General features: G+C 51.9%; 21 protein-coding genes. 6 read left to right on the top strand and 15 right to left on the bottom strand.

All coding sequences use genetic code 11. The features are described 5' to 3' along the window. Positions 1-27: 27 nt before the first annotated feature. From ccpA to DI14_RS13015, 4 genes are all read right to left on the bottom strand, one after another. Positions 28-1041 (bottom strand): catabolite control protein A, encoded by a 1014-nt coding sequence (gene ccpA / locus DI14_RS13030; RefSeq protein ID WP_034809255.1) that lies wholly within the window; start codon positions 1039-1041, stop codon positions 28-30. Positions 1042-1167: 126 nt separating this feature from the next. Next, positions 1168-2259 carry a bifunctional 3-deoxy-7-phosphoheptulonate synthase/chorismate mutase gene (locus DI14_RS13025; RefSeq protein WP_034809253.1) on the bottom strand — a complete coding sequence of 364 codons (1092 nt, stop codon included), beginning with the start codon at positions 2257-2259 and terminating at the stop codon, positions 1168-1170. Between the two features lie 132 nt (positions 2260-2391). Next, entirely contained in the window at positions 2392-3051 is a 660-nt protein-coding gene (locus DI14_RS13020; RefSeq protein WP_034809251.1) for a YtxH domain-containing protein, read from the bottom strand. Positions 3052-3074: 23 nt separating this feature from the next. Continuing rightward, complete coding sequence (locus DI14_RS13015; protein ID WP_034809250.1) at positions 3075-3590, bottom strand: DUF948 domain-containing protein; 516 nt, start codon at positions 3588-3590, stop codon at positions 3075-3077. A 169-nt stretch (positions 3591-3759) separates the two neighbouring features. Here DI14_RS13015 and DI14_RS13010 point away from each other — a divergent pair, with 169 nt between their 5' ends. Continuing rightward, complete coding sequence (locus tag DI14_RS13010; protein ID WP_034809249.1) at positions 3760-4872, top strand: aminopeptidase; 1113 nt, start codon at positions 3760-3762, stop codon at positions 4870-4872. 33 nt (positions 4873-4905) lie between these two features. Here the strand turns inward: DI14_RS13010 and DI14_RS13005 are convergent, their stop codons facing one another. The 6 genes from DI14_RS13005 to DI14_RS12980 all read right to left on the bottom strand — a co-directional run bounded on the left by DI14_RS13005 (position 4906) and on the right by DI14_RS12980 (position 9769). Further along, positions 4906-5358, bottom strand: a complete 453-nt coding sequence (locus tag DI14_RS13005; RefSeq protein ID WP_034809247.1) for a DNA starvation/stationary phase protection protein — start codon at positions 5356-5358, stop codon at positions 4906-4908. A gap of 97 nt (positions 5359-5455) precedes the next feature. Continuing rightward, positions 5456-6763: a UDP-N-acetylmuramate--L-alanine ligase gene (gene murC, locus DI14_RS13000; protein WP_034809245.1), complete on the bottom strand. Its 1308-nt coding sequence runs from the start codon at positions 6761-6763 to the stop codon at positions 5456-5458. An 87-nt stretch (positions 6764-6850) separates the two neighbouring features. Next, complete coding sequence (locus DI14_RS12995; RefSeq protein ID WP_034809235.1) at positions 6851-7936, bottom strand: hypothetical protein; 1086 nt, start codon at positions 7934-7936, stop codon at positions 6851-6853. A 53-nt stretch (positions 7937-7989) separates the two neighbouring features. Further along, positions 7990-8610: a YtpR family tRNA-binding protein gene (gene ytpR, locus DI14_RS12990; protein ID WP_034809232.1), complete on the bottom strand. Its 621-nt coding sequence runs from the start codon at positions 8608-8610 to the stop codon at positions 7990-7992. Between the two features lie 48 nt (positions 8611-8658). After that, positions 8659-9453: a DUF1444 family protein gene (locus tag DI14_RS12985; protein WP_034809230.1), complete on the bottom strand. Its 795-nt coding sequence runs from the start codon at positions 9451-9453 to the stop codon at positions 8659-8661. Between the two features lie 4 nt (positions 9454-9457). After that, the gene (locus DI14_RS12980; RefSeq protein ID WP_034809227.1) at positions 9458-9769 is read right to left on the bottom strand and encodes a thioredoxin family protein; all 312 of its coding nucleotides are present in this window, start codon (positions 9767-9769) and stop codon (positions 9458-9460) included. Positions 9770-9884: 115 nt separating this feature from the next. Here DI14_RS12980 and DI14_RS12975 point away from each other — a divergent pair, with 115 nt between their 5' ends. Continuing rightward, positions 9885-10217, top strand: a complete 333-nt coding sequence (locus DI14_RS12975; RefSeq protein ID WP_081825909.1) for a hypothetical protein — start codon at positions 9885-9887, stop codon at positions 10215-10217. Between the two features lie 35 nt (positions 10218-10252). Here DI14_RS12975 and DI14_RS12970 read toward each other — a convergent pair whose 3' ends face one another. Both DI14_RS12970 and DI14_RS12965 read right to left on the bottom strand, forming a co-directional pair. Beyond that, a complete protein-coding gene (locus tag DI14_RS12970) occupies positions 10253-11269 on the bottom strand; it encodes a PTS transporter subunit IIC (protein WP_034809224.1) in 1017 nt (338 codons plus the stop codon). A 122-nt stretch (positions 11270-11391) separates the two neighbouring features. Continuing rightward, a complete protein-coding gene (locus tag DI14_RS12965; RefSeq protein WP_034809222.1) occupies positions 11392-12465 on the bottom strand; it encodes a M42 family metallopeptidase in 1074 nt (357 codons plus the stop codon). A 135-nt stretch (positions 12466-12600) separates the two neighbouring features. On the opposite strand from DI14_RS12965, the gene DI14_RS12960 reads away from it, so the two are divergent. From DI14_RS12960 to dhaM, 4 genes are all read left to right on the top strand, one after another. Next, entirely contained in the window at positions 12601-12903 is a 303-nt protein-coding gene (locus DI14_RS12960; protein ID WP_024371334.1) for a PepSY domain-containing protein, read from the top strand. A gap of 100 nt (positions 12904-13003) precedes the next feature. Then, positions 13004-13981 carry a dihydroxyacetone kinase subunit DhaK gene (gene dhaK, locus DI14_RS12955; protein ID WP_034809220.1) on the top strand — a complete coding sequence of 326 codons (978 nt, stop codon included), beginning with the start codon at positions 13004-13006 and terminating at the stop codon, positions 13979-13981. Positions 13982-14000: 19 nt separating this feature from the next. Continuing rightward, positions 14001-14591 (top strand): dihydroxyacetone kinase subunit DhaL, encoded by a 591-nt coding sequence (gene dhaL, locus DI14_RS12950; RefSeq protein WP_034809218.1) that lies wholly within the window; start codon positions 14001-14003, stop codon positions 14589-14591. A gap of 1 nt (position 14592) precedes the next feature. Then, positions 14593-14955 (top strand): dihydroxyacetone kinase phosphoryl donor subunit DhaM, encoded by a 363-nt coding sequence (gene dhaM / locus DI14_RS12945; protein ID WP_034809216.1) that lies wholly within the window; start codon positions 14593-14595, stop codon positions 14953-14955. 303 nt (positions 14956-15258) lie between these two features. On the opposite strand, the gene DI14_RS12940 is transcribed toward dhaM, so the two are convergent. From DI14_RS12940 to DI14_RS12930, 3 genes are all read right to left on the bottom strand, one after another. Continuing rightward, entirely contained in the window at positions 15259-15768 is a 510-nt protein-coding gene (locus DI14_RS12940; RefSeq protein WP_235193473.1) for a hypothetical protein, read from the bottom strand. A gap of 105 nt (positions 15769-15873) precedes the next feature. Next, entirely contained in the window at positions 15874-16521 is a 648-nt protein-coding gene (gene trmB, locus DI14_RS12935; protein ID WP_034809214.1) for a tRNA (guanosine(46)-N7)-methyltransferase TrmB, read from the bottom strand. Positions 16522-16816: 295 nt separating this feature from the next. Further along, positions 16817-17602 (bottom strand): phosphotransferase family protein, encoded by a 786-nt coding sequence (locus tag DI14_RS12930; RefSeq protein WP_034809213.1) that lies wholly within the window; start codon positions 17600-17602, stop codon positions 16817-16819. Positions 17603-17636 lie beyond the last annotated feature (34 nt).

Below are 17636 nucleotides of genomic sequence, written 5' to 3'. Positions count from 1 at the left end.
GTCGACCGGGCTTCAGTGTTTTTTCGTTCAGTCGTTTCGTAACGAGTCGCGACGTTCGATGCGGTGTGGCAAGACGACGTTCTTCTCTTCAATCTCTTCCGCGTTCAAAATCTTCGTCAAGAGACGCATGGCGACGGCACCGATGTCATACATCGGTTGGACGACCGTCGTCAATTTCGGACGAATCATCGTCGCAAGACGCGTGTTATCGTGGCCGACGACTTCAAAGTCGTTTGGGACCGAGAAGCCCGCGTCTTGAATTGCATGGATGACGCCGAGCGCCATCTCATCCGTTCCAGCGAAGATGGCTTTCGGGCAATCGTCACGCTCAAGCATCTTCTGCATCGCTTCGAGGCCCGAGGCGTACGTGTAGTTACCGAGGATGACGTCGTTCTCCTGGAACGGAAGACCGGCATCTTCAAGTGCCCGGCGATAACCGGCGAACTTCTTCTCGCCGTTGATTTGTTGCTCGAGCGGGCCAGTGATGAAACCGACTTGTTTGTGGCCGTGGCCAATCAACATCTCGGTCGCGTCATATGCCGCCTGCTCATAGTCGATATTGACCGCCGGCAGGTCATAGCCTTGGTTCAACGTCGCGGCCAAGACGATTGGAACCGGTGATTTCTTGAACTCTTCGACGAGATCTTCGTGAAGACGGCCGCCCATGAAGATGATGCCGTCGACTTGTTTCCCGAGAAGCGTGTTCAACAAGTGAATCTCTTTATCCCGGTTCGCATCCGAGTTCCCGAGGATGATGTTGTACTTGTACATCGTCGCGACGTCTTCGATACCGCGCGCAAGGTCGGCAAAGAAAATGTTCGAGATATCCGGTACGATGACGCCGACCGTCGTCGTCTTCTTGCTCGCAAGACCACGTGCGACAGCGTTCGGACGATAACCGAGACGGTCAATCGCGTCCTGGACTTTCTTACGGGTCGTCGGTTTGACGTTCGGGTTTCCGTTGACGACACGAGAGACGGTCGCCATCGATACCCCGGCCTCTCGTGCGACATCATAGATCGTTACATTGTTACTATTCATTAAAACTCCTCCTACAAGCAATGATTTTCAAACGATTTTCAAAAAACGTGTCAAAAAAGGAAGACAGGTATCTGTCATCATTTTACCCTGTCTTCACGCCATATAAAACGTTTCCAATTGGAAAGCTTACTTTTTTACCAAATCAAGTTGAGGGAATTGTGTCGTCAATCCGTTCACAAATTCATCAAACTGGTCGAAATCGAGCTGTTGCTGGGCATCGGACAAGGCGATGGCCGGATTCGGGTGCACCTCGACCATGACACCGTCGGCCCCGACAGCAAGTGCCGCCTTCGCAGCCGGAAGCAACAAATCGCGGCGCCCGGTCGAATGGGTGACATCGACCATAACCGGCAAATGTGTCTCTTGCTTCAAAATCGGCACGGCCGTGATATCGAGTGTGTTGCGCGTCGCCCGTTCATACGTCCGGATGCCGCGCTCACAAAGGATGATTTGATGGTTCCCGCTCGCCATGATGTACTCCGCTGCATAGATGAATTCTTCGATTGTAGCCGACAGCCCGCGTTTCAAGAGCACGGGTTTATCCGTCTTCCCGACTTCTTTTAGTAAATCGAAGTTCTGCATGTTGCGGGCCCCGACTTGGATGATGTCCACGTATGGAAGCGCCGATTCGACCGCACCCGGCGTCATGATTTCAGAGATGACTCGTAAATCGTGACGGTCGGCCGCTTGTTTCAACAGCTTGAGCCCGTCAAAGCCGAGCCCTTGGAAATCATATGGCGACGTCCGTGGCTTATACGCGCCACCGCGCATAATCTTCACACCGGATAAGGCGAGTTTCTCAGCGACGGCGTTCACTTGTTCGAATGATTCGACGGCACATGGCCCCGCAATCAATTGAGGGCGTCCGTTGCCAATCGTCGCCCCGCCAAGCGTGACGACCGTATCCTCGGCTTGACGTTTCCGTGAGACGAGGAGCGTCTTATCGCGGTCCTCCCCTTGCAACTCGGCAGACGCTTTGAACATCTCTTTAAATAGATGTTGAAGACGTGGCGTCTCAAAAGGACCTCGATTCTCGGCCGCAATAAAATCGAGCATCTCGCGTTCGCGTACGGGATCGTATCGTTCGACGCCTTGAAGGCGTTTCACTTTACCAATCTCGACCGCGAGTTCTCCTCGGCGACTGAGCAAATCAAGCATTTCTCGGTTCAATTCATCCATTTCACGACGTAATCGGTTCAATTGATCTTGTGGACTCATAATTACCCTCTCATTTCTAAGCCGTTCTTTCCAGAAACCTAATTATATCGAATTTCTCCCGCTTTGTCATAGACAAATGGTCGCCGACACAGATTCCACAAAAAAATACCCAGGAGACCTGGGTATCACCGTTTATTTCTTGCCATTCTTCAAATCTTGTTTCAACTCTTTGAGTTCTTGTTTCGACTCGTCATCGAGCAAATCTTTAACCGGTGCTTCAAACTCCGATTCATGGTTCGTTGACTCGTCACGACTACTTTCCGGTTTGGCCTGTTCTTGTTTCTTAGCTTGACCAGAAGATGAGTCAGTTTGCTTCGAATCATCTTTCGTTGCTTCGTTCGATGTCTCGTCTGCCGCCCGATCGAGTTGCTCTTTCACTTCCGCCTCTGCTTCAGCGACGAGTTGGTCGGCCTTCTCCATCGCCTCTTCAATCGACAGTTCATCTTCGTCGACCTGCTGTTTGAGCTCGGCCGCTTCACGGGCTTTGTCCTTCACGAGGTTAAGGACCGGTGCCGCTTTCTCAAGAAGTGGAGCCGACTTGTCGCTCGCGACTTTAATCCATTCTCCTACGACCGGTTCGGCCTTCTTACGGACTTCTTTCGATTTGACCGTCAAACGCTCACGTGATGTGGCCGTCTTCTCATCAAGGTACGTCCGTACTTCACGTCCACTCTTCGGCGACGTGAGAAGCGCGACCGCCGCCCCGATGACTCCTCCAAGTACGACTCCGGCTAAAAAGCCTCCGCCTGATGACTGTTGTGTGTGTTGTGAATTGTTTTTATCGTATGTCATGTGTGCGTTCCTCCTAGAGATGATTAAGATTTTAATGTGTCATCCGTTGCGACGACACCCGGTGAGACAGACGGTGTTTCTTCCTTCCGTTCACGTCGTCCACGACGACGCGATGGGCGTTCGTTGCCAGTCTCAGTTTTGTTTTTCTTGAATAATTCCACGGCGACCGATCCCCATCGGACCGCTTGCGCAATTTGTTCTTTGTTCTCATCGGCTGCCACGTGTACAGACGAAGACACTGTCCGGACCGACTCGGTCACTTCATTGAGTGACGTGCCGAGCTCGTCAAGGGCGTGAGCCACAGGTGCGAGCAATTCTGTTTTCTCTTCTACGTTATCCACGAGACGGTTCGTCTTATGTAAGAGCGCCGTCACTTCCATCGTAATCCCATCCAACTGTCGTTCTAAATTCTCGGTCGTGTTCGCGACGCTACCGAGTGTCCGGTTCACGTTCGATAAGACACGCGCCAAGAAAAAGACGAGTACGACAAACGCGAGTGCGGCAATCAGTCCCGCGATGCCTCCCAATGTAATTTCCATCCAATCATTCCTCCTGTTCAATAATATGGTGGTTTCATTATAGCACCATTATGACTGAAAAGATTTGTCTCAACCGTTTTCGCCATCCGGTCTGATTATTCCTTTACCCGTTTTTATGTTTTCGATTACACTAAAATAGAAAAAATTTAAAAAGTTAAGGGGTGGACGTATGAGAGATCCAAGAATCACGCAACTCGCGGATGGGTTAATCAACTATTCGGTTGAATTGAAGCCGGGGGAACGCGTGCTAATCGAGAATTTTGGAGTCGAAGAATCGCTCGTCGAGGCACTCGTCGAGAAGACGTACGAAGCAGGTGGTCATCCATTCGTCTTGTTGAAAGAGAGTCGAATCCTACGCAAGCTCTACATGGGAGCGAGCCGAGAACAGCTCGAGCTGATGGCAGACATCGAACGGAAACAGATGCAAGCAATGGACGCCTATATCGGTCTTCGTGCCGGGGACAACATCAATGAATTATCCGATGTGCCGGCCGAACAGCAAAAACTTGTCGGCGCGACGATCGGGAAAATGCACACAGAAGACCGCGTCAAAGGGACGCGCTGGGTCGTGCTCCGCTATCCGTCGCCGTCGATGGCCCAGCTCGCCGGGAAATCGACCGAGGCGTTCGAAGACTTTTACTTCAACGTCTGTACGCTCGACTACGGCAAGATGGACCGGGCGATGGACGCCCTCGTCAGCCTCATGAACGAGACCGACCGCGTGACGATTACAGGACCGGGAACGGACCTCACGTTCTCCATCAAAGACATCCCGGCCATCAAATGCTCGGGCCAAATGAACATCCCGGACGGTGAAGTGTTCACAGCGCCCGTGAAAGACTCAATCAACGGCGTCATCACGTACAACACGCCATCACCGTATCACGGGTTCACGTACGAGAACGTGAAATTGACGTTCCAAGACGGAAAGATCGTCGAGGCGACGGCAAACGATACGGACCGCATCAACGACGTGTTCAATACGGACGAAGGCGCCCGTTACGTCGGCGAGTTCGCCATCGGCGTCAACCCATACATCCAACACCCGATGAAAGACATCTTGTTTGATGAGAAGATTGATGGTAGTTTCCACTTCACACCGGGTCAGGCGTATGACGACGCTTATAACGGCAACGACTCGTCCATCCACTGGGACCTCGTCAACATCCAACGCCCGGACTACGGCGGCGGCGAGATTTGGTTCGATGACGTGTTGATTCGGAAAGACGGTCGCTTCGTCGTCGACTCGCTCTTGCCACTCAATCCAGAAAATTTGAAATAACAAAAAGCGTGCCGCCGGGGCACGCTTTTTTGCTTACAGCTTCGTCTTCTTGCCGAGCGCTGCTGACATCATCCAAATCTCTTTCTCGAGACGCTCGATGTGAGAGACGAACGTGTCCTCAATCGCTTCGTCCCCGTCCTCGAAGTTCTCCATCGCATCTTGCATCTCTTGGCGAATCTGTTTGAAGTCGCCGATGATGTCTTTGATCATCTGATCCGTCTCGGCGTGACGATCTCCTTCTTTAAGCGTCGAATGCTCTAAATACTCTTTCATCGTCGCATACGGTTCGCCGTCATTCATGAGCAGTCGCTCCGCCACGTCGTCGTAAAGTTCCGCGACGAGGTTATACAGTTCCTCTAACTTCTCGTGGTACGTGAAGAAGTGTGGCCCGCTAATATACCAATGATAGTTGTGGAGTTTCACGAACAAGAGGCCATAGTTGGCCACTTCTTTGTTTAACGTGTTCAATGCGCCTTGGCTTGCCATTCATAACATCTCCTTTTCCGTAATCAGTCGATAGTATTATTTCCGTCTTATAAGAAAATTAAACACGAAAAAACGAGCGGCCGCAGCCGCTCGCAACTTATGCTTCTTGACGAACAATCTCTTCATACTCTCGTTGATACGTCTGGATATCCCCAGCGCCCATGAACAAGAGCACGGCGTTGTCGTGTGCGCGAAGCACCTGTGTGCCGCCACGTTTCAACACGTTCGCCCCTTCGATCCGTGATTGGAGGTCTTCGATTGTGACCGTCCCTTCTTGCTCGCGAGCCGAACCGAAGATGTCACACAAGTAGATCGCGTCCGCTTCAGCGAGCGACGCCGCAAAATCGTCCATGAACGATTTGAGACGAGTGTACGTGTGCGGTTGGAATACAGCCACGACTTCACGTCCCGCGTACTTCTTGCGAGCTGCTTCGACAGTCGCACTAATCTCCCGCGGGTGATGCGCGTAGTCATCGACAAGCACTTGATTCCCGAGCGTCGATTCGCTAAAGCGACGTTTTACGCCATTGAACGTCTCGAGGCGATCTTTGACGAGCTCTTTTGGCAAGTTCTCGTAGTCGCACGTCGCGATGACAGCGAGCGCGTTCAAGACGCTATGGTTACCGTAACCCGGGATGCGGAACGTACCGTAGAAGTCGTCCCGTAGGAACACGTCAAACGTCGTGCCGCGATCGGTCGATTCAACGTTTTCAGCCCGGAAATCGTTGTGCGCACCGAATCCGTAATACACAATTGGTACGTTTGCTTGAATGTGTTGGAGATTCTCATCATCTCCACATGCGATGATTCCTTTTTTGACTTGTTTCGCCATCTCTTGGAACGCGTCAATGACATCATCGAGTCCAGAGAAATAGTCCGAATGGTCAAAGTCGATATTCGTCATGATGGCATAGTCAGGACGATAATATAGGAAGTGGCGCTTGTATTCGCACGCTTCGAAAACGAAGTTTTTAGAGTCTTCGACCCCTTCGCCCGTCCCGTCGCCAATCAAGAACGACGTCGGTTCGATGCCGCGCATGACGTGGGCCAACAGACCTGTCGTCGATGTCTTCCCGTGTGAGCCGGTAATGGCCACGCTCGTGTAATGATCCGCGAGTTCACCGAGGAACTCGTAATATTTATAGATCGTCAATCCGAGCTCGCGCGCCCGGACGACTTCAGGATGGTCGTCAGTGAACGCGTTCCCTTGCACGACGATTTGACCTTCTGTAATATTTTCAGGATCAAACGGCAGGATCTCGATTCCTTTGCGATTCAATGCTTCTTCAGTAAAAAATGCTTTTTCAACGTCCGAGCCTCGGACTTCATTATTCATATCATTTAAAATTTGCGCTAAAGGACTCATGCCCGTTCCTTTAATTCCGACGAAGTGATAACGGTTCATCTGTAAATAGCCCCCCTAATTCATTGCGGTTTGCGAAAAAATGCGACAAACCTTTGTCATTATAGCAAAACTCTAGGTGTCATGCTATTACAGATTATTGTTTTTTTGATCGAGACGCCGCTTGCGATACATCGCCATTCGGTCTTGCGGTGTCATCATGACGTTTAGCGGCGGGCCTTCTGCTTTGTAGGATACGCTAACAGCAGGCGTCAGTTCCGCTTCATCTTCTACTACAGTCTGCTCGGTGTCGGTCTGTAATGTCTTTGCAACATCCTCGACAATCGGTGCGACTTGTTCAACAGAAGTTTCCTCGACGTTGATCGGTTCGGATGACGCGGCCTCTTTCTCGTCACGGATGACGACTTTTGAAGGTGATAACTCAGTCGACCCCATAAATACCGAAGCAAATCCGCCTTCAAGGATGGATACGTCGCCAAGACCCGTCTTCTCCTCAATCTCGTCAACTGGCTCTCCTTGCGTAGCATCGAAGGTCGGTTCTTCAATTTCCGGGGAAATCGTGACCTCGTTCGCCGGCACTTCAACCAATGTCTCCGGCGCAGCTTCTGGCTCTGCTTCCAAGTCACGTTCAACGTCTACCTTTTCATCGACCGGCTCTTCCATTACCGTCGGCTCGTCAACGACGGCCTCCGGTGCAGCTTCTGGCTCGACTTCCAAGTCACGTTCGACGTCTACCGTTTCAACGACCGGCTCTTCCATCTCTGTCGGTTCGTCAACGACGGCCTCCGGCGCAGCTTCTGACTCGATTGCCAAGTCACGTTCGACGTCTACCGTTTCATCGACCGACTCTTCTGTCTCTGTCTCCTCTTCGACCGTCTCCGGGACGACTGGGGGCGATTGCGCCCCGTGGAACAGCTCGGCCCGATTTACCGTTTCCTCGGTCGCCTCTGGTACGAACGGTTCTGCTGTCGATGCCTCTTCCACATATTTTGAATCAGCGTTCAAATCGGAGCGTGTCTCCGGCGAATGTTCAGATGGCAAATTGATTTTCGGTTTCGGACGCGCGTAGCCGTAAATCGGTGACGGGACGTCCGACGGGATGAACTCTTCTGGTGTCTCGACTTTCGGGACCGGCACCGCCTTTTTTCCTTCTTGGGACAATTCCCGGCGAATACGCTCGGCCTGTTGTTTTAATGAACGTTCATATGCATCCATACTCGATTCCTCGCTTTTTCACTCAATCCTATTTAGCAAAAAATCGGTCGAGTTTAGCGACCGATTTCAAATGCTTTCCCTACTTCATATTCGTCATCTAATACTAAAATCCCTTTTTCTTGCGGTGCGTCAGGCAAATTGAGTTCGCGGGCCGAACAAATCATTCCCTGTGACGACTCACCACGAAGTTTAGACGGACGAATGATCAACCCTGACGGCATGACCGCTCCCGGCTTGGCGACGACGACTTTTTGTCCGGTCGCGACGTTTGGGGCGCCACAGACGATTTGGACGGTCCCTTGGTCGGTCTCGACTTGGCATATCGACAATTTATCCGCATCCGGGTGTTTCTCTGCCGATTCGACGTACCCGACGACAAACTTCGGCGTGAAATCGACGCCAGAAAGATCGGCCTCGATGTTTTGCTTGCGCAAGATGACACCGAGCGTTTCAATCAGTTCTGCCGTCAATTCGACCGGCCCGTGCCAGTCGGCCACGTTAAAGTAATTGCTCGCATTAAAAATGTTGTATCCGTTCACTTTTCCATTTGTCGACTTGACGATGGCGACATCGTCTTTCCGTTCGACGATTTGGTGATGACGATCGCCTTCTCTCAATAACACCATGAGCACATCGCCGATTCCTTGACGGTTATAAAAAGCATTGATTTGCATACGTAAATACGCTCCTTCTTTCAAACTAGACACACATAGTTTAGCAGATTATGCGTCGGTTGGTGGGTTCTTTTTTCCAACAATGAAAATTGGTTCGAGTGTCCCGGCCTCATAATGGAACGCGAGCGCCGTGACGGGGATGCGTCCGTTCGTGAAAAAGTCGAACATGAGCTGTTGCATCGCATCGTAGCCGGCATCATTTTGAATGTCAGCGATGATCAACACGTCTTGGTGCGGGACACCGACGAGCATGTCCCCCTCTATCCGTCGCTCCATGACCCGTAAAAAATCATCGTTCAAGATTCGAGACGCCTCGTACCCGTCACGGGCTGCCAAGAAATAAAACGTATTCCCGGCAACCTCGTCTCGTTTCAACTCGGTCGGCAACGTCATGACGTTGTCACGCGCGATGTCCTCAAGACGCTTGCGCGTCATCGATTCAGTCAAATGGCGCTCTTCAATCAAACGATATCCGTTCCCGAAATCGAGGGCATAAAAGATTGCCGTTTCGGCCGTATGCGGTGTTGTGACGAGCGCCTCGCCTTGTTTCGTCTCTTTCGCGAACGAGGCGGCCCGGATGACCGGATAGATGTTTTTCTCATTACCAATCAGCGTGACCGACTCATCTGCCGCGAGGGCCGTTTGAATGTATTCGACGACTTCCTCGATGGCGACGACGCCACGCACTTTTGCTTTCGCGACGAGTGGGGCAAGTCGGATGTTGACGCCGACGCGATCGCTCGTCCGTTCAATGCGGAGCACTTCGTTCTCGCGATCATAAGACGTCCGGTACCCTTCCGCGAAATGACGTTCGATGTGTCGTCTCAGTTCATTCCGTTCCATGGGATCACCCTAATCCGTTCAAGAACGCTTCGACCTGTTCCGGTGTCTTCCGTTCACGGCCGACGTAACGATCGACCTCTTGCCCGTTGTTGAAAGCGACAAAACTTGGAATCCCGAAGATGTCATGCTCTTGTGCGAGTTCCATCCATTCGTCGCGGTCGACGTAATAGAACGTCCAATCGGAGAATTTTGCTTCAATCTCCGGCATGAACGGGTCGAGGAAACGACAATCGCCACACCATGTCGCCGAGAACATGAAGACGCTCTTTTCTTGTTTCGCATTCGTATACTGTTCTAAAGATGTCAATTGATTCATTTTTCACCACTCCTGTTCTTTTTTCCTCATTCATGATAGCATATGTCCGTTCTTACATTCCGCTCTCACGTTTTGCTATAATCGAGGGCGAAGACTATTAGAAAAAGGTGACGATATGACTAAATGGACGCGGGAACAATTGAACCCGGAAATGAAACATCCGCTCGAGCAACTCGTCGGCGTCGTCGGTATGCTCGCCATACTCCGTTACGGCTATTTGTTCATCGATACGGACAAGAGTCGGACCGAGATTTTAATATGGCTCGTCGTCGGCTTCGCGGTCATTTACGTTGTCGAGAAGGCGTTCAAAAAGGCGGCCCGTTATTTACCAATCGTTCGGAAACGGTTCCTCATCCCCGTCTACGTTTTGCTCCTCGCCCTCTTCTTAGCGAGCTTTCGTGTGCCCCGCGAGACGGTCGAGGCGGTTCGGCAATTTTTTGGAATCTAAAAAGCGTTTCTGCTCAAGAAACGCTTTTTTTGTGCTCAATATTCGATTTTCATATCGTTCGGCCGGATTCGGTTCATACGAGTGAGCACTTGATAAACCGCAAAGCTGAGAAGCGCCGGTCCGACGAACAGGAAGCCTGCGACGACGATGACCGTATGCCAACTGAATCCCATCGTCTCGAGCATCACGATTGGTCCGACAAGGCCACTCGTCCCCATCCCTGCGCCCGCCGCGACGCTTTCAAGTTCGAACAATAAGATGGCGATTGGTGCGAGCACGGCTCCAGCGAGCGTCGGTGGCAAAAGAATCCATGGATTTTTGACAATGTTTCCGACTTGGAGCATCGACGTGCCAATCCCTTGGGCAACGGCCCCGCCGATACCGTTATCCCGATAACTAGTGACGGCAAAGCCGACCATTTGAGCGGCACATCCGACGGTGGCGGCCCCAGCGGCGATTCCACTCAAACCGAGCATGAGGGCGATGGCCGCACTCGAAATCGGCGCCGTCAATGCGAGTCCCATGAGTGTGGCAACGACGACCCCCATGAACAGCGGCTGTTGTTCCGTCCCCCATTCAATCCACGTCCCGAGCTGCGTCATGAATAGACCGACATACTTTCCGATATACGTCGCGCTCATATAGCCGACAGCGATCGTCGTGAACGGGGTCACGAGAATATCGAGTTTCGTCGATTTCGAGACGAGTTTTGCGACTTCGACGGCGAGAAGCGTCGCCACATAGCTTCCGGCCGGTCCGAACTCATAGCCGAACGTCCCGACGACGAGCGCGGCGAACAAGATGAGCGGCGGTGCCTGCAAGGCATAGGCGATGGCGATTCCGATGGCCGGCCCGGTCAAGCTGATCGCAACGTCTCCGATGGCGATGAGCGTCGTACCGAACGGACCGATTCCCGCCTCACTCAGTTGTCCCCCAATCGTCTTTATGATCAGCCCGATAATGAGCGTGCTGAATAGACCGAGCGCCATATAACTGAGCGCCGTCACGAAATACAGCGACGGGCTTAACGTAATGCCTTTCTTCTTTAACATGGACCTTCCTCTTTTCATTGTCTTGTCAGTCGTAAAGTTTATGTCTTCACACGTTTTTTAGTATAAGCGTTTCTAGGCAAATAGCAATAAAAAAACGCCACTTTAGAAGTGACGTTCCCCTTTTAACGTGAGCCGCGCAGCGTCTCCATCGTCGAACGATCGAGTCGCTTGACGAGCGCCTTGAGAAGCGCCTTCGCTGCGTCGTAATCATCCGTATGCAAAATCGAGGCATGCGTATGGATGTATCGCGCCGCGACACCGATGACCGCCGTCGGCACCCCTTGTCCGCTCAAATGAATCCGTCCGGCATCCGTCCCGCCTGGTGAGACGAAATATTGCGTTTTGATGTTCTCGTCCGACGCCGTATCGAGCAAGAAATCGCGCATTTCCGGTGACATGACCATGACGCGGTCAAGGATTCGGATAAGCGCCCCTTCCCCGAGTTGGCCGAACTCCGTCTTGTTGCCTGACGCGTCATTGGCGGGTGACGCATCGAGTACGAGCGCGACGTCCGGTTGAATCATTTCGGCAGCCGTCTGCGCACCGCGAAGGCCGACTTCTTCTTGAACGGTCGCTCCTGAGAAGAGGATGTTCGGGTGGTCGGCTTTCGTCGTCTCCTCGAGCAACTCGATGGCGAGCCCGACACCGTATCGGTTATCCCACGCTTTCGCCATGATTTTTTTCGGATGTTTGAGCGGCGTGAAGTCGCTCGTAGGCACGGCCGGAAGACCTGGTCGGACGCCCCACGATTCCGCTTCCTCTTTCGAGTCGGCACCGATATCGATGAACATTTGTTTCATGTCCATCGGTTTATTCATCGCATCCGGTCCGAGCAAGTGCGGCGGTGTCGAAGCGACGACGCCAGGGATTTTGCCATCGTTTGTCACGATGTCGAATCGTTGCGCCATGAGCACTTGGCTCCACCAGCCGCCGAGTGGTTGTATGTATAGCATGCCGTTGTCCGTAATGCGCGTCACCATGAACGCGACCTCATCCATATGGCCTGCGACCATGATGCGTGGTCCCGCCTCGTCCCCGGTCCGTTTTCCGAAAATCGAGCCGATGCCGTCCGTCATGATTTCATCCGCATGCGGTGTGATGCGGTCGCGCACAAACTGACGGACGTCAGACTCAAACCCCGGTGCCCCCGGCAGCTCGGTCAGCGTCTTGAATAAGTCTCTCGTTTTTTGTTCCATCTGTCTCATCCCTTCAACCGTTGTGCCACCATTATATACAGAAGTTTTCATGAGATGCGAATGCTTTTCATTCCAATGGGGTACAGGTTTTGGTACGATATACATGATAGCCATAGTTCAAGGGGAGGTAGTCATATGAAGAAAAGGTATTGGTTAGTTGGAATCGGGGTCGCTGTCGTTGCCGCACTTATGACGAAGAAAGTTTTGGATGAACGAAGCTTATCGGCCGAGGACGCACTCGAATACACGAAACGCGCATTTTCTGCCAAAGGTCATGTCCAAGGGGCATGGATCTCGGCATCACCAGAAGTGTACACGTATGACGGGCGCGAGTATGACGTCTTCAAAGGCGGCATCTCGGTTCTCGAGAATGACGAAGAAAAAACGTACCAGTTCACAGTCGATTCAGAGACTGGTGCACTACTTGAATATGCGTAATCAAGTCGGCGAACACTCGCCGGCTTTTTTTGTTTAAACGTCTATAAAGAGTGGAAAAATGTAATTGGTACGTTTTAAAATCGAAAAGGAGTGATCCCACGTGAAAAAACTGATCGGTGAAGCAAATGAGCTCGTATCGCAAATGGTGGAAGGGATGGTCCATGCCCATCCTGACGTGTACGGTCGTGTCGAAGGGGTAAACGTCATCTGTCGGGCCGATGGTGCGAAGTCTGGAAAAGTCGGTCTCGTCTCAGGCGGCGGGAGCGGTCACGAGCCTGCGCACGCTGGTTATGTTGGCGATGGGATGCTCGATGCGGCGGTGTGTGGAGAAGTGTTCACTTCACCGACACCGGATATGGTGCTCGAGGGCATCAAGGCAGCGGACGGCGGAAACGGTGTCCTCCTCGTCGTGAAAAACTATGCCGGTGACGTCATGAACTTCGAACTCGCGGCCGAACTCGCTGACGCCGAAGGGATCAAAGTCGACCACGTCGTCGTCGCCGACGATGTCGCCATCTCAAACAAAGACGACCGCCGTGGTGTTGCCGGGACTGTATTCGTCCATAAAGTCGCCGGTGCGGCAGCAGCGAGCGGCAAGTCGCTCGAAGAAGTGAAAGCCGTCGCTGAGAAAGTCGCGAGCCACGTCCGCTCAATGGGGATGGCCGTCGAGCCTTGTTATATGCCGGTGAGCGGTAAACCAGGCTTCGATTTGAACGAAGAAGAGATGGAGATTGGCATCGGGATTCACGGGGAGCGCGGCGTCGAGCGCAAACCGACGACGAGCGTTGATTCAATCGTTGACGACTTACTCGATCATTTGAAACAAGAAGTCGAACCCGGCGAAGTGGCCGTCATGGTCAACGGAATGGGCGGCACACCGTTGTCCGAACTATACGTGACGTATCATTTCGTCGCCAAAAAATTAGAATCCGCCGGCTATACGCTCAAACGGAAATACGTCGGCAACTATATGACATCGCTCGAGATGCATGGTTTCTCCATCACGCTCTTGCCGCTCGACGATGAAATCACAACGTATTTAGACGCGCCTTCGGCCGCACACGGATTTAAAATTTAACAAACGAGGTGTTGATCGCATGTTAACGATTGATGGATTGAAAGAAGCGCTAAGAAACGCCCAATCAGAGATCGAGGCACATAAAGACACATTGACCGACCTAGATCGCGCCATCGGCGATGGGGACCACGGGATCAACATGTCCCGTGGGTTCGACGCCGTCTCCGCCATTCTTGATGACGACTATGAATCGTTAGGCGCGTTGAGTAAAAAAGTCGGCATGACGCTCATGGCAAAAGTTGGCGGAGCAGCCGGTCCGCTTTACGGGTTCGCTTTCGTCAAAGCCGCGACAGCGTTCGGCGATGCGACCGAGGCCGACTTCCCGCTCGTCAAGCAAGCGTTAGAAGAAGGCGCCGCCTCCATCAAGGCACGCGGAAAATCCGAGGTCGGTCAAAAGACGATGGTCGATGTATGGGAACCGTTTTTGAAGGGGTTGTCCGATTCGGACGATTACGCAGAAAAGCTCGACCGTCTCGTCCATGACACGGAAGATATGAAAGCGACGAAAGGCCGCGCTTCATACTTTGGAGAGAACTCACGGGGCACGGTCGACCCCGGTGCGATGTCGAGCGCCATCATCTTGAAAGCCATCATGAAGGAGGTCGGTTAACATCGTCGAACTCATCATCGTCTCCCACAGTAAAAAGATTGCTGAAGGGATTCAAGACTTGTTGAAAGAAATGGCGCCGGCGGTCCCAATCCATCTCGCCGGCGGACTCGAAGATGGGAGCATCGGGACCGATGTGACCCGAATCCTCGAGGCGATTGAAGCCGTCGACAAAGAGGCGCTCCTCTTATCCGATATCGGTTCGGCGACGATGAACGCCGAATTGGCAATCGATATGTATGAAGGCGATAAAGCCGTCCAGTTCTATGACGGTCCGATTGTCGAGAGTGCGTTCGTCGCGGCCGTATCATCCGGCAACGGAATGGAGCTCGAGCAAATCATGGATCAACTGAAACAAGAAGCATGAAAAAAAAGCCTTTCGGCTCTCAAGCTGTTGACGAACCCCTTCGCAAAAAGCGGATCGGTTCGTCTTTTTTGTGTTCTAAGAGATCGAGCCCCCCTAGAAAAACACAAACGGCCACCCGACGGCGACCGTTTGTGTTGCTCGTCCGACGGCGCCCCGACTCCGGCAGGAAAAGCAATCCGACGGAGACCCGGCAGCGACGCGAGTCGCGATGCGGCTCCGGGATTGCCTGTGGAAAACGTAAGCGCCGGAAGGACGAGCAATTCAATTGATGTAAGTCAACAAGCTGAGCCTTTTGGCTCTTTTTTAGCGTGGATTATCGTTTTTCTCGTAAATCGGGTTCATGTATTCAGTCGTCGAGTAGAAACGTGGCACGACGAAGAACAAGATGAGTGCTGGAATCGCAATCAACAATAACATGATTAAAACTGGTAACCAGTAAACGACTTTTTGTCCGAGCAAATCGATGTTCGCATCTGAAAACTCTGTCGCACCCTCGACTTCAGCAAGGTCCGCCGTTTCTAAAATCTTGTTTTCTGTCGCATCGAAATAATGGAACTCGGTCTTGCGTGTGATGAAGATCCCGTCACGAATCGTATCGAGTTCGACGACCGCCGCAATGATTTCATTACCGTTCGAAGACGTAAGCGTCTCTTGCTTGATAATTTCAGCCGTTCCTTCTTTGTAATCATAGTGCGTGGCTTTTAAATCCTCTTCGAGGGCGTCCAAGAACGCCTCGTTCGCCGACGGATTCAGTGGTGCGATTGTCAGAATGAAGATTACTGCAAGCAGGCTTGCCCATGCTTTTTTCAACATCCCCATGTTCCCCCTTCTTTAATTCCAATTTAGCGTCATTCCTATTGTACCAAGAAGAAAGAAAAAAGTGTGAAGAAAATGCTATTAAAATAAGAAAAAAGCGTGTCAAATTTTCGATCGGAACGCGGCTTCCATACGATAGATCGGTTGCCCCATGGCGCTAAACCGCTCTTCATACTCGGTTCTAACGTTATCGGCCGGTTCATTTACGTGAAGATCAAGTGAAATATCGGTGAAGTACATGCCGTACTGGCTCATGCTTTCGAGTGAGTATTCGAATAGACCGCGGTTATCCGTCTTGAAGTGAATCTCGCCCCCACTCGGCAATACGGCCTCGTACGTGGCGAGAAACGTCTTGTACGTCAGACGACGTTTTGCGTGACGTGTTTTCGGCCATGGGTCCGAGAAGTTCAAGTAGATGCGATCGACTTCACCGGCATCAAAATAGTCAACGAGCTGTTTCGCATCGACCGTCAAGACGCGCACGTTCGGCATCGGCGTCTCGACCAACTTTTGAACGATTGACACAGCTACGCTCTCGAACAACTCGATGGCAATGAAGTTGACGTCTGGGAATTGTGTGGCCATCCCAAAAATAAATTGACCTTTCCCGGACCCGACCTCGATATAGAGCGAGTTTTCGTTACCGAACTCCTCGTTCCACTTCCCTTTCAGCGTCTCTGGTTCGGAGATAAAAACGTGTTCTTGAGCTTGCATATAATCTTTCGCCCAAGGCTTATGGCGTAATCGCATGAAAATCCTACCTTTCGTTCATGAAATGTTCAAGTTTATTCCGACTGTGGCCCATCGAGCAAGCAGTCCCCTTGCGATTATACACGAAAACATTGTTTAATGAACGTATATCATCCTTCATAGGGAGGTTAGATTGATGAGCACGTTGGACCAATTTTTGATTTTTTATGCGGCCCCGTTAACATTTTTCGGCGCCGTCATCGCGACGTTCGTATGGGCGTTCTTTATGAAACCAGATGATGTGTGATGCATATGGAAAGGGATGACCCGATTACCGGGCCATCCCTTTTTTCGTTCATTCATCGGCTTCCTCGAGAAGTTCTTTCAACACCGCGAGACCTTCAAGCCGCTCGAGTTCACTTTGTTCCCCATAAATCGTAAGCACGGTTTGCGCGACGGCGTACCAATGCATGCGTTCATGCAACGACTGCGTCAAGTCGACGCCGTATTGACGGAACCAATCCTCCCAGCCCGCCTCATCGACGTAACTGTAGAGCACCATCGCCAAGTCGAAGGCGCGATCAGCGATAATCGCATCGTCCCAGTCGGTCAAGTACAGTTGGCCGGATTCATCTTCTAGCCAGTTGTTATGATTCAAGTCCGAATGACAGACGACGAGCTCTCGGTCGTCATCGGCCGGCTGATGGCGGGTGAGCCACTGTATGGCCTCGTCGATTATTCGGTTCGACTCATCTTGGCCGTAGGCGACACATTGCCGGAGCAAAAGCGACGACGTGACGGGTGTATGATTTAATTGCTGTAACATGAATAATAGCTCTTTCGAATGATGGATTTTTCCAAGTTGTGCCGCCACGTCCGAACGTTGCATATCGGCTGGCGACAGTTCACGACCTTCGATAAACTGTTGGGCACTGAGGACGTCACCGTTGTACATCCGTTTTGTCCATAACAATTTTGGAACGATGCCTTCGGCAGATAAAATCGCCAAGAATGGAGACGAATTTCGCTTGACGAAGATTTTTTGTTGGCGCGTCGTCGCCACGTATGCCTCGCCAGTGATGCCGCCTGCGGAGGCGACCGTCCATTCCTCGCCGAGCGCACCGATTATATCTGAATACATAGTCATCACGCTCAAATCTCATAAGAAGTTAAAA

The organism is Exiguobacterium sp. AB2 (assembly GCF_000696055.1).
In the GTDB taxonomy this organism is placed as follows: Bacteria; Bacillota; Bacilli; order Exiguobacteriales; family Exiguobacteriaceae; genus Exiguobacterium; species Exiguobacterium alkaliphilum.
Note: the sequence above shows the minus strand (reverse complement) of the source record. Positions and strands in the feature narration are given on the sequence as shown.

Bases quoted from the DNA above. Each gene is read 5' to 3' on its own strand.
- DI14_RS12985 (WP_034809230.1), bottom strand. From the start codon at position 9,453: ATGGAACGGAATGAACTGAGACGACACATCGAACGTCATTTCGCGGAA.
- dhaL (WP_034809218.1), top strand. From the start codon at position 14,001: ATGTTAACGATTGATGGATTGAAAGAAGCGCTAAGAAACGCCCAATCA.
- DI14_RS12980 (WP_034809227.1), bottom strand. From the start codon at position 9,769: ATGAATCAATTGACATCTTTAGAACAGTATACGAATGCGAAACAAGAA.
- DI14_RS12940 (WP_235193473.1), bottom strand. From the start codon at position 15,768: ATGTTGAAAAAAGCATGGGCAAGCCTGCTTGCAGTAATCTTCATTCTG.
- DI14_RS12930 (WP_034809213.1), bottom strand. From the start codon at position 17,602: ATGTATTCAGATATAATCGGTGCGCTCGGCGAGGAATGGACGGTCGCC.
- murC (WP_034809245.1), bottom strand. From the start codon at position 6,763: ATGAACCGTTATCACTTCGTCGGAATTAAAGGAACGGGCATGAGTCCT.
- DI14_RS12965 (WP_034809222.1), bottom strand. From the start codon at position 12,465: ATGGAACAAAAAACGAGAGACTTATTCAAGACGCTGACCGAGCTGCCG.
- DI14_RS13025 (WP_034809253.1), bottom strand. From the start codon at position 2,259: ATGAGTCCACAAGATCAATTGAACCGATTACGTCGTGAAATGGATGAA.
- DI14_RS12995 (WP_034809235.1), bottom strand. From the start codon at position 7,936: ATGGATGCATATGAACGTTCATTAAAACAACAGGCCGAGCGTATTCGC.
- DI14_RS13010 (WP_034809249.1), top strand. From the start codon at position 3,760: ATGAGAGATCCAAGAATCACGCAACTCGCGGATGGGTTAATCAACTAT.
- DI14_RS12975 (WP_081825909.1), top strand. From the start codon at position 9,885: ATGACTAAATGGACGCGGGAACAATTGAACCCGGAAATGAAACATCCG.
- DI14_RS13005 (WP_034809247.1), bottom strand. From the start codon at position 5,358: ATGGCAAGCCAAGGCGCATTGAACACGTTAAACAAAGAAGTGGCCAAC.
- ytpR (WP_034809232.1), bottom strand. From the start codon at position 8,610: ATGCAAATCAATGCTTTTTATAACCGTCAAGGAATCGGCGATGTGCTC.
- trmB (WP_034809214.1), bottom strand. From the start codon at position 16,521: ATGCGATTACGCCATAAGCCTTGGGCGAAAGATTATATGCAAGCTCAA.
- DI14_RS12970 (WP_034809224.1), bottom strand. From the start codon at position 11,269: ATGTTAAAGAAGAAAGGCATTACGTTAAGCCCGTCGCTGTATTTCGTG.
- DI14_RS13015 (WP_034809250.1), bottom strand. From the start codon at position 3,590: ATGGAAATTACATTGGGAGGCATCGCGGGACTGATTGCCGCACTCGCG.
- DI14_RS13020 (WP_034809251.1), bottom strand. From the start codon at position 3,051: ATGACATACGATAAAAACAATTCACAACACACACAACAGTCATCAGGC.
- ccpA (WP_034809255.1), bottom strand. From the start codon at position 1,041: ATGAATAGTAACAATGTAACGATCTATGATGTCGCACGAGAGGCCGGG.
- DI14_RS12960 (WP_024371334.1), top strand. From the start codon at position 12,601: ATGAAGAAAAGGTATTGGTTAGTTGGAATCGGGGTCGCTGTCGTTGCC.